Raw genomic sequence first — 13,367 nt, 5'->3', positions numbered from 1 at the left:
GCGCAAACGCGCGTCACATATTCGGATAATTCGGGCCGCCGCCGCCTTCGGGCACGACCCAGACGATGTTCTGCGTCGGGTCTTTGATGTCGCAGGTTTTGCAGTGAACGCAGTTCTGCGCGTTGATCTGCAAGCGCGGGGCGGCCGCACCTTCGCGCACGATTTCGTAGACGCCCGCCGGGCAATAGCGCTGCTCGGGCGCGTCGTAGAGCGCGAGATTGACGGCGACCGGCACCGACGCATCCTTCAGCGTCAAATGTGCGGGCTGATTTTCCTCGTGATTGGTGTTCGACAGGAACACCGACGACAACCGATCGAACGACACTTTTCCGTCCGGCTTGGGATACTCGATCGGCGTGCTGGCGGCGGCGGGACGCAAGGATTCGTTGTCGGGGTGGTGCTTCAGCGTCCACGGGCCTTTGCCGCGCAGCACATAGGTTTCGAGCGCGCCATTGGCCATGCCGACGACCAAGCCCTTGGTGAAACCGGGGCGGATATTGCGCACGGCCGACAGCTCTTCCCAGATCCAGCTGGCTTTGACGGCGGCGGGATACGCGTCGAGCGTGCCGACCGGCCCCTCGGTCGCGAGCGCTTCGAACGCCGCTTCGGCGAGCAGCATGCCCGACTTCATCGCCGTGTGGCTGCCCTTGATCTTGGGCACGTTCACGAAGCCCGCCGAGCAGCCGATGATCGCCGCCCCCGGCATCACCAATTCGGGGATCGACTGCAAGCCGCCTTCGTTGATGGCGCGCGCGCCGTAAGCGATGCGCCTGCCCCCTTCGAAGATCGGGCGGATCGCGGGATGGGTCTTGAAGCGCTGGAATTCCTCGAACGGCGACAGATACGGGTTCTTGTAGTCGAGCCCGATCACGTAGCCGACGGCAACCTGGTTGTTCTCCAGGTGATAGAGGAACGAGCCGCCATAGGTCTCGAAATCCAGCGGCCAGCCGACCGTGTGGATGATGCGGCCCGCGTGATGCTTGGCGGGATCGATCTCCCAAAGCTCTTTGATGCCGATCCCGTAGGTCTGCGGCTGCGCATCTTTGCGCAAATCGAATTTTTCGATCAGCGCTTTCGACAATGAGCCGCGTACACCTTCCGCGAAAACGGTGAGGCGCGCATGGATTTCCACGCCCGGCGTGAAATTCGCCGTGCGCTGACCGTCCTTGCCAATACCCATATCGCCCGTGGCGATGCCGCACACGCGCCCGTCTTCGAACAACGTTTCGGCGGCCGCAAAGCCCGGGAAGATTTCCACACCCAGTTCTTCGGCCTGCGTCGCGAGCCACCGGCACACATTGCCGAGGGAGACGATGTAGTTGCCCTCGTTATGCATCTGCGGCGGGGTCGGCAAACGGATCGCGCGCTTCTTGGTCAGGAACAGGAAGCGGTCTTCCGTCGCCGGCGTGTTCAGCGGCGCGCCCTTTTCCTTCCAATCGGGGATCAGCTCGTTCAACGCGCGCGGTTCCAGCACCGCGCCCGACAGGATATGCGCGCCGACCTCCGAGCCCTTTTCCAGCACGCAGACCGAAATCTCGCGGCCCTTTTCGGCGGAAAGCTGTTTGAGGCGGATCGCGGCGGCCAGGCCCGACGGCCCCGCCCCCACGATGGCCACGTCGTAATCCATGCGTTCGCGGTCGGGGCGCTGGCTGGTCGTCACGGGCTTACTCCTCGAGTCTGGCGAACGTCATAATCATGCTAGTGTCCGGCCGCAATGGACGATCTGGCCGCCCTCCGTTACCTGGTCGAACTCGGCGCCGACGAGGCGATCGCCGAGGCGCCGGTCGATCGTTTTTCCGCCCCGCCGCCGGTGGAAATGCCGGCCCCCGCCCGCACGGCCCCGGCGATGCGCGTCGTTGCCCCGGTCACGAGCCCGGCGATCGCGGCCCCGGTCCCGGCCGCCCAGGCGGTGATCTCCGCCCGCGATGCGGCGGCGGCCGCCAACACCCTCGACGAACTGCGTGAGGCGCTGGCCAAGTTCGACGGCTGCCCATTGAAGGCCACCGCGACCAATCTGTGTTTCGCCGACGGGAACCCTGCGGCGAAGATCATGTTCGTGGGCGAGGCGCCGGGGGCCGACGAGGACCGCCAGGGCAAACCGTTCGTCGGGGTCTCCGGCCAGCTCCTCGACCGGATGATCGGGTTCATCGGGCTGGACCGGAATACCAACGCCTATATCGCCAATGTGATCCCCTGGCGCCCGCCCGCCAACCGCACGCCCACGGCCGCCGAGATCGCCGCCTGCGAGCCCTTCATCCGCCGGCAAATCGAGCTCGTTAACCCGCAAATCCTTGTTTTGGTTGGGAATATCTCGACCAAGACGCTGCTGGGCACGACCGACGGCATCATCCGGATGCGCGGTAAATGGCGCGAGTACAGCTCGCCGGGCCTGAAAGCCCCCATCCCCGCGTTACCAATTTTCCATCCGGCGTATTTGTTGCGGACCCCGGCACAAAAAAGGGATTCGTGGCGCGATTTATTGTCGTTGAAGCAAAGAATACAAATGCTTTCCAAATAATGACCAAGTAAATATAGGCACAATAACTTTGAACTAAATCTGTGGAAAATCTAAGATTTTTCCTTGCCGGGGGCGGCAAATCCTGCTTTTTAGCCCCTCAGCATGCCGAATTCGCGCACCTATATTTGCCGATTGGCAGCAAGCCATCGGGCAATCCTCAAGACGGCGCTCGTGGCGCTCGTCGGGGTGACGCTCTTCGGCGGCGAACTTTCCGCCCAACAGACCCGCGCCGCCCGCGCCAATGCCGGCACCGAGACCGCGTCGCTACCGCGCGCCGATCTGGCGCCTGAGCGCGCGACCGATTTGCCGCGCCCGCTGTCGGAAGCCGACGCCAAACATTACCGCGCCGCCTTCGCCGCCCAGGAACGCGGCGATGCCGCCGCCGCCGACGCCGCGTTGCGCCAGGTGAAAGACCGTTCGCTGGCCGGCCATGTCCTGGCCGAGCGTTACTTGGGCCGCCATCACCGTTCGAGCCACGAGGAATTGTCGGCCTGGCTGCGCGAGTTCAACGACAATCCCGACGCGCCGGCGATCCATGCGCTGGCCCAGCGCCGGGCCCCGCGTAACGCCAAGCTCAATCGCCCGGTCGGCGAATCCTTTACCGAACGCGCGGGGGCCGACGATCTGGGGCCGGGCCTGGGCCGCACGCCGCCGATGCGCTCGACCGCGCCGGGGGCGGCGCAATTGCGCGGGCGCTTCGCCAAGTGGATTTCCGACGGGCATTTCGAGCGCGTCGAGCGCGAGTTGTCCGGCCGCGACACCCAAAATCTTCTGTCGGTCGCGGAAATCGACCATTACCGCGCCCAGCTCGCCTCGGGCTGGTTCATGCGCGGCGACGATCGCAAGGCGATCGCCCTGGCGGGCGATGCCGCGCGCCGCTCGGGCGCTTCGGTACCACGTGCGCATTGGATCGCCGGCCTCGCCGAGTTCCGCCAGCAGCGTTATGGCCGGGCGGCTCAGCATTTCGAAGCGCTGAACCGCCTGCCGAACACGCCCGCCTGGGACCAAGCCGCCGGCGCCTTCTGGGCGGCACGCGCCCATCTGCACGACCGCAAGCCCGAGATCTATAATTTCTGGCTGACCCAGGCGGCCGAAAATCCGCGCACGTTCTATGGCTCGCTCGCGGCGCGGGCCCTTGGCATCGATACCGGCCTCAACTGGAATCCCCCGCCGCTGGGCCCCGAAGATCTCGCCCAGCTCAAGAAATTCCCGGCGGCGTCGCGCGCCTTTGCACTTCTGCAAATCGACGAGGATCGCCGCGCGGAAGCCGAGCTGCGCTTGGTGCTGGGCCGCGGCGGGTTGCAGCTCTCGCAAGCCGCACTCGCCGTCGCGATGCGCGCCAATATGCCGGGCCTCGCCATGCGCCTCGCCCGCGAGCTCAACGACATCGACGGGCGGCGCTACGACGGCGCCAACTATCCCGTGCCGCATTGGCGTCCCGAAGGCGGGTTCGAGATCGACCCTGCGTTGGTCTTCGCCTTCATGCGCATCGAATCCGGCTTCAACCCGCGCGCGATCAGCCCCGCCGGGGCGCGCGGCCTAATGCAGTTGATGCCGGGGACGGCCGGCATGATGAATGGTGCCTCGCTGCGCGGGCAGCTCGATAAGCTGTACGAGCCCGAGACCAACATCACGCTCGGCCAGCGCTACATCAAGGCGCTGCTGGAAGATCCGCTGATCGAAGGCGAGCTTACGCGCCTCGCCGCCGCCTATAACGGCGGGCCGGGCAATCTTTCCAAATGGAAGCGGATGCAGGATCAGCGCGGCGAAACGCGCGAGGACGCGCTGCTGTTCATCGAAAGCCTGCCCTCGGCCGAGACGCGGCAATTCATCACGCGCTTGCTCTACTCCTACTGGATGTATTCGGAACGCCTGGGCCAGGCCACACCGTCGCTCGACCAGTTGGCCGAGGGCCAATGGCCGCTTTACGCCGTCCCGCAGCGCGCCGCGCGCGTGGTGCCGGCGAACGATCTCGAGCAGACGGCCGAGCAGATCCAGCGCCGCTGACAAGTGCGGCCGGGCGGATTAGATTCGTCCCATGCCCAAGCTCGACGAAACCCGCCCCTTCCTTTCCTGCCATATCGCCGTGTTGACCGTGTCGGACACGCGCGACGAAGCGTCCGACCGTTCGGGCAACGCGCTGGCCGAAATGATCGCCCGCGACGGGCACAAGCTCGCCGCGCGCGCGATCGTGAAGGACGATATCGGCCTGATCCAAGCCAAGCTCAAAGCCTGGATCGCCGATCCGGCGATCGACGTCGTGATCTCGACCGGCGGCACCGGCGTGACGGGCCGCGATGTGACGCCCGAAGCCTTCGAAGCGCTTTACGAAAAGAAGATCGACGGCTTCGGCGAGATGTTCCGCATGATCTCGTTTCCCAAGATCGGCACCTCGGCGCTGCAAAGCCGCGCCACGGGCGGTGTGGCCGGTGGCACGTATCTGTTTGCACTTCCGGGCTCGCCGTCGGCCTGCCGTGACGGGTGGGAAGAGATTTTGAAGCACCAGCTCGACAACCGCTTCCGCCCCTGCAATCTGGTCGAGCTGATGCCGCGCTTGCAGGAACATCTCACGTCGAAGCCGAAGGCAACCGTCTGATCCACCGCGCATAATCGGCCGCGTCGTCGACGTCGTCGAGTGTGGCCGCGAAGGCGACGCGCCGATGCTTCACATTCGCCAGCGTGTCGGCGAGCGCGTGCGCGCTGGACCAGCGCGCGTTCTTGAACGCGCCCTTTGCCAAACCGCCATGGCGCGACCCGACCAGCCAATAGCCGCCGTCGCGTGATTTGCCGAACACGAGATCGGTATCGCCGAGCTTCTTGAACGCGTCGCGTACCAGCGCCGCGTTCAGATCGGGAATATCGCTGCCGACGACGATCGCGGGGCCGCGTCGCGACATCAACGCGCGTTCCATCCGCGCGCCAAGATCGCCGCGGCCTTGGCCCTTGCGCTGCGTGCGCAACGGCCAAAAATGCCCGATCCGCGCGGCGCCATCCGGCGTGACGCACAACACCAAGCGCCACTTCCCGCGCGCAAGCTTGCGCAACGTCGCGGCAAGGCACGCGCGCTGGAACGCCAGCGCCGCCGCATCGCCGATGCCCTTGGCGAGCCGCGTTTTGGCGCGGCCGCGCCGTGCGGGTTTGGCGAAAACGAAAATCGTCGGCCGGATCATCGATAGAGCCTTGCGAGCGTTTCGGGCGACACGCCCAGGAACCACAGCGCCAGGATCGAAAGATTGCGCAGCGGGCGCCGGATCCAGCCATCGCGTTCGTAGCGCGCGGGCGAGGTCGCCGCCACCGCGTCGAGTTCGCGCAAATTCTTGGCGCCGATGCGGCGGACGAGATCGACATCCTCCATCAGCGGCAAATCGCGATAGCCGCCGAGTCGATCGTAAAGATCGCGCGCGATCAACAAGCCTTGATCGCCATAGGGCAAGCCGAACATACGCGCGCGGAAATTGGCGAGGCGCGCCACGCGGGCGGCGCGCTTGTCGTCACCCGCAAAGGCGAGACGGAAATATCCCGCTTGTCCCGTGAAACCCGTCACCGCCGCGACCCAGCCCGGCGACAACACCGTATCGGCATGGACGAACAGCAGCCAATCGCCGGTCGCGGCGGCCGCACCCGCGCGCAATTGCGGGCCCCGGCCGCGCGGCGCTTCGATCACGCGGAAGCCGTGGTCGCGGGCGACAGCCTGCGTCGCGTCGGTCGAGCCGCCATCGACCAGAAGACGCTCCGCCCGTTCCCACGCGCCCAAGGCCGCGAGACAGGCGGGAAGAAATCTTTCGGCGTTGAGGGCGGGGACGACGATCGAAAGGCGCATGGACACGCCATCATGGCGCCCGCCGCACGGCAACGCTACAGTGCCGGAAAATCATGAGCCGCCCCGACCTCGACAATCTGTTCCGCGCTTTGTCCACGCGCCCGCGCTTCGCCGAATTGGCGCCGAGCGAGTTGATCCCGCTCGCGGGCAAAGGCCTCGCCCACAACCATGTACGCGTGAAGGGTAAGCGCGTGTTGCTGCGCCTGCCGCGTTTGCGCAGCGGCGAAAGCGCCGACGCCCGTTTGTCGCTGGAAGCGGAGATGTTCGCGCGCGCCGCCCCGTCGGAGGCCACGCCGCGCCTCATCGACACGATCGCGCCGGGCGAGCTGGTGCCCACCGGCGCGTTGATCGTCGACGATATCGGCGGTGCGGCGCCGCGACTGCCGGGCGATCTGATGGCGTTGGGCACCGCACTCGGCTCGATCCATAAAATGAAAGTGCCGGACGAGGCGGCGCGCAGCCCCCTCGCCTCGCCCGCCAATCCCGTCGCCGCGACGGTCGCGACGATCGAGGCGAATCTGGCGCTTGCCGACAAAGCGTCGCTCGATCCCAAAGCGAAGATCGCTTTCGGTCAGGAACTCGCCTGGGCCAAGGAATTCTCGACCAACAACGACAAGCGCTTCCAAGGCATGACGCGCAGCCTGTGCATGTACGACACGCATCCCGGCAATTTCATTTCGGCGCCGGGGGGCCGCGCCTATTTCGTCGATATCGACAAATGCCTCTATTCCTTTGCCGCACTCGACCTCGCACATACCTGCACGCGACCGGCGCTGGCCTGGGATCCCGATTGCGCGGCGAGCCTGTCGCCCGCCGATATCGACGGCTTCATGCGCGCCTGGGCGTTGCGCGCGGGCGATGCGCTGGCGCGCGAAACCTTGTCCGCCTTCCGGCCGTTCCGGCGCTTGGTGTGGCTGCGCACGACCAGCCAGTTCATCCGTTTTCGCGTCGAAGGCACGCATAAGGGCCTCGACAGCCGCTACGCCGATCACGCCGACAAGGCGATCGCGGCCGCTCTCGACGTCAAGACCATCGCCGATCAGCGCAAGGATTGGGGCTAAGCTCGAACGCCTCGATGTTCTTGAATTGTTCATGGCATTGGGATAGGCTTCCCGTGTCATGGACGAGGCACTTCCCGATCGCGCGCGCAAAGGGCGCGGCGCCGTTTCCAACCTTGCCGGCCGGTTCGAACCGCTCGGCCGGGTGCGGATCGACGATGGCTGGGGCACGGACCCGGACGAAGATCTGCCGCCCTTGCGCACCTTCGTGCAGGCCGACGCCAGCCGCACGGTGATCGCGCGCAACGACAGCCCCGATATTCCGTTCGAGCAATCGATCAATCCCTATCGCGGCTGCGAGCATGGCTGCGTCTATTGCTATGCGCGCCCCACGCACGCCTATCTCGGCCTGTCGCCCGGTCTCGATTTCGAAACCAAGCTGTTCGCCAAACCCGACGCCGCGAAATTGCTGGCGGCGGAGTTGCGCAAGCCCGGCTATCGCGTGAAGTCGATCGCGCTGGGCACCAATACCGATCCGTATCAGCCGGTCGAGCGGACGCATAAAATCACCCGCGCCATTCTGGAAACGTTGCGCGACTTCTCGCATCCGTTTTCGATCGTGACCAAATCGGCGCTGGTCGCGCGCGATATCGACATCATCGCCCCGATGGCGGCGCGCAATCTGGCGCATGTGTTCGTCTCGGTCACGACGCTCGACCGCGATCTCGCGCGGCGGATGGAGCCGCGCGCCTCCACGCCGCAGCGCCGCTTGGATGCGATCCGGGAACTGACGCGCGCCGGCATCAAAACCGGCGTGATGGCGGCCCCGATGATTCCCGCGATCAACGATCACGAATTGGAAGCGATCCTGGAGGCCGCGCGCGACGCCGGGGCGACGAGTGCGGGCTACACGCTGTTGCGCCTGCCGCTGGAGATCAAGGATCTCTTCGCCGAATGGCTCGACGAGCATGCACCCTTGAAGAAAAAGCGCGTGCTCGACCTGATCCGTGAATCGCGCGACGGCAAGCTCAACCATGCCGAATTCGGCAAGCGCTTCGTCGGCACCGGCCCCTATGCCGAAATGATCAAAGCGCGGTTTTTCAAGGCGCGCAAAAGCCTGGGGCTCGACCGCAATGACTGGTCCTACGACCTGTCGGCATTCAAGCCCCCGCCGCAGAAGGGCGATCAATTCAGCCTGCTGTGAAAATAAACGTCATCCCGGCCAAGGCGGCTTGCCGCCGCGCGCCGGGATCTCACGAGACCCCGGGTCTCGCATTCGCTCGCCCGGGGTGACGCGATCGACTAGTGCCGACCCTGCAAGCGATAGCGGTGCGCCGGGTACACGCCGAGGATCTTCACCATGTCGGAGAAGAATTCGAGTTCCTCCAGCGCATGCGCGAGCGGCGTCTGGTCGGGATGGCCTTCGACGTCGGCGTAGAACTGCGTCGCCGTGAATTTGCCGCCCATCATGTAGCTTTCGAGCTTGGTCATGTTCACGCCATTGGTCGCGAACCCGCCCAGCGCCTTGTAAAGCGCGGCCGCGCGGTTCTTGACCCGAAACACGAAGGTCGTAACGCACACGCCGCTTTTCGCGTCTGCGCGCTTCGGCTTCTTCGACAGCACGACAAAGCGCGTCGTGTTGTGCTCGGCATCCTCGAAATCCTTCCGCAAGGATTTGAGGCCGTAGATTTCGCCCGCGAGCGACGAGGCGATGGCGCCGCGCGTGATGTCGCCGGCCTTGGCGATCTCGGCCGCCGAACCGGCGGTGTCCGCCCCCGTGACGCGCTTCAGGCCGAGCGCACGCGTATTGCCGCGGCACTGGTCGAGCGCTTGGACATGGCTTTGCACCGTCTTCAGCGTTTTGAGCGTGGCGCCCGGCGGGGCGAGCAGATGATGGTTCACGCGCTCGAAATGCTCGCCGATGATGTGCAGGCCCGCTTCCGGAATCATTTGGTGGATTTCGGCGACGCGGCCCGCGGTCGAATTCTCGATCGGGATCATCGCCAAAACCGCCTTGCCGCCGCGCACCGCGTCGAACGCGTCTTCGAAGCTGGCGCAAGGCAGCGGTGCTAGCTTCGGATAGGCGTGTTTGCACGCAAGATGCGAATAGGCGCCCGGGACGCCCTGGAAGGCGATACGGGCGGGAATCTTGGCGGACTTCATGGGCGAGTCGTCCCGTCTGGCGGTGTCGAAGGGCCCGGTTATCGGCAAGGCGGGGACGCGTGTCAATCGCCGCCCTGCCCGAACATGTTGATTCGGCGCGATAACCGGGATTCCCCCCGTTTTTCTTGGGGCTTTGCGCCGCAGTTGCGCAGCGACGGCGGCGGAATTAGATTGCCCCCGTTCCGGAAGCTGTGGGAGCGACCGGCAGGGATCCCTATTCACGATCGGGCAGCGCGATGAATTCCTACGAGCTTAACAAGATTTTCGGCGCCGTCGTCGGCTCGGTGCTGGCGATCACGGTGATCGGCTACATCTCCAACCTGCTCGTCCATCCGCGTCAGCTCGAGAAGTCGGTTCTCGACATCAAGATCGAATCCGCGGCGCCGACCGCCGCCGCCGCGGCGCCGGTCGAATTGGCGCCGATCGCGCCGTTGATGGCGTCGGCCGATGCCGCGGCGGGTGCGGCGCTGCTGCGCAACTGCACGTCCTGCCATACCTTCGACAAGGGCGGGCGCAACGGCGTGGGTCCCAATCTGTGGGACATCGTCGGCAACAAGAAGGGCCATATCGACGGCTTCGCCTACTCGCCCGGCGTCGCGGCGAAAGGCGGCCAATGGGGCTACGAGGAGCTCAACCAGTTCCTCGCAAATCCGCGCGCCTATATCGCCGGGACGCGCATGGCTTACGCCGGTATGCGCCGCGCCGAAGATCGCGCGAACCTGATCGCGCATCTGCGCACGCTGTCGGACTCGCCGAAGGCGCTGCCGTAAAACTTACGGAGATTCTCCCGCGTTCGGGCTTTTCAGGCGCCGGACGCGGGATTAATTTTATTCCCCCATGGCCGCTCAAACCTTCAACGTCGCCCTTCACGCCGTCGGCGGCGTGCAATGCGTGATCGTCAATGTCGATCCCGCGTCCGTTTCCACGCCGGAAATGCAGCGCCGCACCCTTAGCTACATGACGCCGCGCTTCGCGGGTAAGCAAGTCGTGCTCATGTATATGGACATGACGCGCCGCCCGGTTTTCCTGGGCCCAGCGCATCTGGTCGGCGCGATCCAGGGCAAGGGCTATTCGGAATTCCGCTGGCAGAAGGCCGTGCTGCAGTGAGCCGCATCCCGGCCAAGCGCTACTGGCACGAACTCACCTCGCCCGATTTCGACGGGCTCGATCCCGAACGCACCGTCGCCGTTTTGCCCGTGGGCGCCATCGAGCAGCACGGGCCGCATTTGCCCGTTTGGGTCGATGCGCGCATCAACCAGGGCGTGGTTGAACGCGCGGTCGAATTGCTGCCTGCAGATCTGGGCGTGCTGTTCCTGCCCGCGATGCCGATCGGTAAATCGAACGAACATCTGGGCTTCAAGGGCACGCTGACGCTGTCGGCCGAAACGCTGATCCGGCTGTGGACCGAAATCGGCGACGGTGTCGCGCGCGCCGGGATCCGCAAATTCGCGATCTTCAATTCCCACGGCGGCCAGCCGCAGATCGTCGATATCGTGTGCCGCGATCTGCGCGTGCGCCATTCGATGGTCGCGGTGGCGATCAGTTCCTACATGCTGGGCAAACCGCCGGGCCTGTTCCCGGCCGAGGAATTGACCTACGGCATCCATGCGGGCTCGTCCGAGACCTCGCTGATGATGCATCTGACACCCGACCTGGTGAAGAACGAGGAACGGCGCGATTTCGAAACGCTGCCCAAGAAGCTGAAGGGCCAGTTCGAGACGATCATCCCGAACGGCCGCACGACAGTGGCATGGCAGATCCAGGATCTGCATCCGCTGGGGGCGGCGGGCAACGCGCTCGACGCCGACGCCGAGCGCGGTAAAAAACTCGTCGACCACATGGCCGCGAAGCTCGTCCAGGCCTTGTCGGAAATCGCGAGTTATCCACTGGCGAATATCGTCGACCGGCACTAGGCCGATTGCCTAAAGCGCGGGCACGTCTATAGTCCCATCCAGGCGCCGCAGGGTGTTGGGCATGGTCCGGAATTTGCTGCCCTGGGGGGCCGTCTTTGCCGTCCCCCACTCCGGAGCAACCCCATGACCCAAAGAACGATTTCCCGTCGCACCAGCCTCGGTCTTCTCGGTGCGGGCGTGGCCGCCGCGACGCTGCCCGCCCCTGCGCTGCGCGCCCAAACGCTCGACAAATTCGTCTACCAGACCAATTGGCGCGCCCAGGCCGAGCATGGCGGCTTCTATCACGCCCTCGCCACCGGCATTTATCGCAAATACGGCATCGACGCCGAGATCCGCATGGGCGGGCCGCAGCAGGACCCGAACGCGCTGCTGGTCGCCGGCCGCGTCGATGCGATCATGTCCAATTCGTTCTCCGGCTTCCGCTATGTCGAGGAGAACGTGCCCTTCATCGTCGTCGGCTCGGTCATGCAAAAGGACCCGCAGGTCCTGATCTCGCATCCCGGCATGGGCAACGACACGCTCCCCGCGCTGAAGGGCAAGCCGATCCTGATCGGCGCGGGCGGCCGCTCGTCCTACTGGCCGTGGCTGCGCGCCAAGTTCGGTTTCAGCGACGATCAGATCCGCCCCTACACCTTCAACATGGCGCCGTTCCTCGCCGACAAGAACCTGTCGCAGCAGGGCTTCCTGACGTCGGAGCCGAACGAAATCCGCAAGGCGGGCGTCGAGCCGGTGATCCATCTGCTCGCCGAATACGGCTTCGAGAACTACCAGACGACCATCAACACCTCGGTCAAGCTGGTCAACGAGAAGCCCGATCTGATGCAGCGCTTCATCAACGCGTCGATCGAAGGTTGGTACGGCTATCTCAACGGCGACCCGAAAGCCGCGAACGCCCTGATCCAGCGCGACAACCCGGATATGGCGGAAGACAAGATCCTGATGTCGATCGCGCAGATGAAGCAATACGGCATCGTCGATTCGGGCGATTCCAAGCAACTCGGCGTGATGTGCATGACCGACGCGCGCTGGAAATCGTTCTACGACGCGATGTCCGCGGCCGGCGCGGTGCGCCCCGGTCTCGACATCTCGCGCGCCTATACGCTGAAGTTCATCAACAAGCGCGTGGGTATGGGCTGAGCATGACGGCTTTCGCGAACGCCGCGAAGCTCCAGGAACGACCGGCCACGCGGCCGGTCGTTTCCTGCCGGGGTGTCGCGAAAGTGTTCTCCAACGGCACGCTGGCGCTGCAAAACGTCGATCTCGACATCAAGCATCATCAGTTCGTGTCGCTGTTGGGCCCGTCGGGCTGCGGCAAGTCCACGCTGCTGCGCTTGATCGCGGGATTGGGCGAGCCGTCGGCCGGCGAGATCGATTGGCCCGCCGACCGCGAGGGCGACGCGCATGCGCTGTCCTTCGTGTTCCAGGAACCAACGCTGATGCCCTGGGCGAGCGCCCTCAAGAACGTGATGCTGCCGCTGAAGATCGCGCGCATGTCCGCCGACGAAGCGCGCGGGCGTGCGGCCGACGCGCTGCGCCTGGTCGGCCTGTCGGCGTTCGAGAATTCCTATCCGCGCGAGCTTTCGGGCGGCATGAAGATGCGCGTGTCGATCGCGCGCGCGCTGGTCACGCGCCCGCAAGTGTTGCTAATGGACGAGCCCTTCGCCGCACTCGACGAAATCACGCGCTTCAAGCTCAACAACGATCTGCTGCGGCTGTGGCAGGATTCGAATTTCACCGTCGTCTTCGTCACCCATTCGGTGTTCGAAAGCGTGTTCCTGTCCGAACGCATCGTGGTGATGGCCGCGCGCCCGGGGCGCATCATCGAAGACATCGAAGTCGCCGCCCCCTATCCGCGCGACAACGAGTATCGCACCAGCCCGCTCTATAACGAGCATTGCCGCCGCGCTTCCGCCGCCTTGGAAAGCGCCATGGCCCATCACGCGCATCACGGCTGA

Annotated in this window: 14 protein-coding genes; 10 read left to right on the top strand and 4 right to left on the bottom strand. The window is 65.1% G+C overall.

Annotation, left to right across the window (positions count from 1 at the left end; all coding sequences use genetic code 11):
* Window positions 1-13 precede the first annotated feature (13 nt).
* Window positions 14-1,627, bottom strand: coding sequence for an electron transfer flavoprotein-ubiquinone oxidoreductase (locus tag J0H39_20005; GenBank protein MBN9499042.1), 1,614 nt, complete (start codon window positions 1,625-1,627; stop codon window positions 14-16).
* Window positions 1,628-1,714: 87 nt separating this feature from the next.
* On the opposite strand from J0H39_20005, the gene J0H39_20000 reads away from it, so the two are divergent.
* The 3 genes from J0H39_20000 (at window position 1,715) to moaB (ending at window position 5,114) form a co-directional block, all read left to right on the top strand.
* The gene (locus J0H39_20000; GenBank protein ID MBN9499041.1) at window positions 1,715-2,518 is read left to right on the top strand and encodes a uracil-DNA glycosylase; all 804 of its coding nucleotides are present in this window, start codon (window positions 1,715-1,717) and stop codon (window positions 2,516-2,518) included.
* A 171-nt stretch (window positions 2,519-2,689) separates the two neighbouring features.
* Window positions 2,690-4,525 (top strand): lytic transglycosylase domain-containing protein, encoded by a 1,836-nt coding sequence (locus J0H39_19995; GenBank protein MBN9499040.1) that lies wholly within the window; start codon window positions 2,690-2,692, stop codon window positions 4,523-4,525.
* A 31-nt stretch (window positions 4,526-4,556) separates the two neighbouring features.
* Complete coding sequence (gene moaB / locus J0H39_19990) at window positions 4,557-5,114, top strand: molybdenum cofactor biosynthesis protein B (protein MBN9499039.1); 558 nt, start codon at window positions 4,557-4,559, stop codon at window positions 5,112-5,114.
* On the opposite strand, the gene J0H39_19985 is transcribed toward moaB, so the two are convergent.
* Together J0H39_19985 and J0H39_19980 are read right to left on the bottom strand one after the other, a co-directional pair.
* On the bottom strand, window positions 5,086-5,688 hold the full coding sequence (locus tag J0H39_19985; protein MBN9499038.1) for a TIGR04282 family arsenosugar biosynthesis glycosyltransferase: 603 nt from the start codon (window positions 5,686-5,688) through the stop codon (window positions 5,086-5,088). The genes moaB and J0H39_19985 overlap by 29 nt on opposite strands.
* Entirely contained in the window at window positions 5,685-6,338 is a 654-nt protein-coding gene (locus J0H39_19980; GenBank protein MBN9499037.1) for a TIGR04283 family arsenosugar biosynthesis glycosyltransferase, read from the bottom strand. Before J0H39_19980 ends, J0H39_19985 begins: the two co-directional genes overlap by 4 nt.
* Before the next feature lie 53 nt (window positions 6,339-6,391).
* Between J0H39_19980 and J0H39_19975 the strand changes: the two genes are divergently transcribed.
* Together J0H39_19975 and J0H39_19970 are read left to right on the top strand one after the other, a co-directional pair.
* Window positions 6,392-7,399, top strand: coding sequence for a hypothetical protein (locus J0H39_19975; protein MBN9499036.1), 1,008 nt, complete (start codon window positions 6,392-6,394; stop codon window positions 7,397-7,399).
* 58 nt (window positions 7,400-7,457) lie between these two features.
* A complete protein-coding gene (locus J0H39_19970; protein MBN9499035.1) occupies window positions 7,458-8,540 on the top strand; it encodes a PA0069 family radical SAM protein in 1,083 nt (360 codons plus the stop codon).
* A gap of 98 nt (window positions 8,541-8,638) precedes the next feature.
* Here the strand turns inward: J0H39_19970 and J0H39_19965 are convergent, their stop codons facing one another.
* Window positions 8,639-9,499, bottom strand: coding sequence for a prephenate dehydratase (locus J0H39_19965; GenBank protein MBN9499034.1), 861 nt, complete (start codon window positions 9,497-9,499; stop codon window positions 8,639-8,641).
* Window positions 9,500-9,735: 236 nt separating this feature from the next.
* Between J0H39_19965 and J0H39_19960 the strand changes: the two genes are divergently transcribed.
* The 5 genes from J0H39_19960 (at window position 9,736) to J0H39_19940 (ending at window position 13,367) form a co-directional block, all read left to right on the top strand.
* A complete protein-coding gene (locus tag J0H39_19960) occupies window positions 9,736-10,269 on the top strand; it encodes a cytochrome c family protein (GenBank protein MBN9499033.1) in 534 nt (177 codons plus the stop codon).
* A gap of 67 nt (window positions 10,270-10,336) precedes the next feature.
* Entirely contained in the window at window positions 10,337-10,606 is a 270-nt protein-coding gene (locus J0H39_19955) for a hypothetical protein (GenBank protein MBN9499032.1), read from the top strand.
* A 5-nt stretch (window positions 10,607-10,611) separates the two neighbouring features.
* Window positions 10,612-11,412, top strand: coding sequence for a creatininase family protein (locus tag J0H39_19950; GenBank protein MBN9499031.1), 801 nt, complete (start codon window positions 10,612-10,614; stop codon window positions 11,410-11,412).
* A gap of 123 nt (window positions 11,413-11,535) precedes the next feature.
* Window positions 11,536-12,549, top strand: a complete 1,014-nt coding sequence (locus tag J0H39_19945) for an ABC transporter substrate-binding protein (protein ID MBN9499030.1) — start codon at window positions 11,536-11,538, stop codon at window positions 12,547-12,549.
* A 2-nt stretch (window positions 12,550-12,551) separates the two neighbouring features.
* The gene (locus J0H39_19940) at window positions 12,552-13,367 is read left to right on the top strand and encodes an ABC transporter ATP-binding protein (GenBank protein MBN9499029.1); all 816 of its coding nucleotides are present in this window, start codon (window positions 12,552-12,554) and stop codon (window positions 13,365-13,367) included.

The organism is Alphaproteobacteria bacterium (genome assembly GCA_017308135.1).
GTDB lineage: Bacteria > Pseudomonadota > Alphaproteobacteria > CACIAM-22H2 > CACIAM-22H2 > Tagaea.
This window is presented reverse-complemented; position numbering and strand designations above follow the sequence as displayed.

Coding starts and splice junctions, on each gene's coding strand:
- moaB (MBN9499039.1), top strand. CDS start 4,557: ATGCCCAAGCTCGACGAAACCCGCCCCTTCCTTTCCTGCCATATCGCC.
- J0H39_19945 (MBN9499030.1), top strand. CDS start 11,536: ATGACCCAAAGAACGATTTCCCGTCGCACCAGCCTCGGTCTTCTCGGT.
- J0H39_19975 (MBN9499036.1), top strand. CDS start 6,392: ATGAGCCGCCCCGACCTCGACAATCTGTTCCGCGCTTTGTCCACGCGC.
- J0H39_20000 (MBN9499041.1), top strand. CDS start 1,715: ATGGACGATCTGGCCGCCCTCCGTTACCTGGTCGAACTCGGCGCCGAC.
- J0H39_19940 (MBN9499029.1), top strand. CDS start 12,552: ATGACGGCTTTCGCGAACGCCGCGAAGCTCCAGGAACGACCGGCCACG.
- J0H39_19960 (MBN9499033.1), top strand. CDS start 9,736: ATGAATTCCTACGAGCTTAACAAGATTTTCGGCGCCGTCGTCGGCTCG.
- J0H39_19985 (MBN9499038.1), bottom strand. CDS start 5,688: ATGATCCGGCCGACGATTTTCGTTTTCGCCAAACCCGCACGGCGCGGC.
- J0H39_19955 (MBN9499032.1), top strand. CDS start 10,337: ATGGCCGCTCAAACCTTCAACGTCGCCCTTCACGCCGTCGGCGGCGTG.
- J0H39_20005 (MBN9499042.1), bottom strand. CDS start 1,627: ATGGATTACGACGTGGCCATCGTGGGGGCGGGGCCGTCGGGCCTGGCC.
- J0H39_19970 (MBN9499035.1), top strand. CDS start 7,458: ATGGACGAGGCACTTCCCGATCGCGCGCGCAAAGGGCGCGGCGCCGTT.
- J0H39_19965 (MBN9499034.1), bottom strand. CDS start 9,499: ATGAAGTCCGCCAAGATTCCCGCCCGTATCGCCTTCCAGGGCGTCCCG.
- J0H39_19980 (MBN9499037.1), bottom strand. CDS start 6,338: ATGCGCCTTTCGATCGTCGTCCCCGCCCTCAACGCCGAAAGATTTCTT.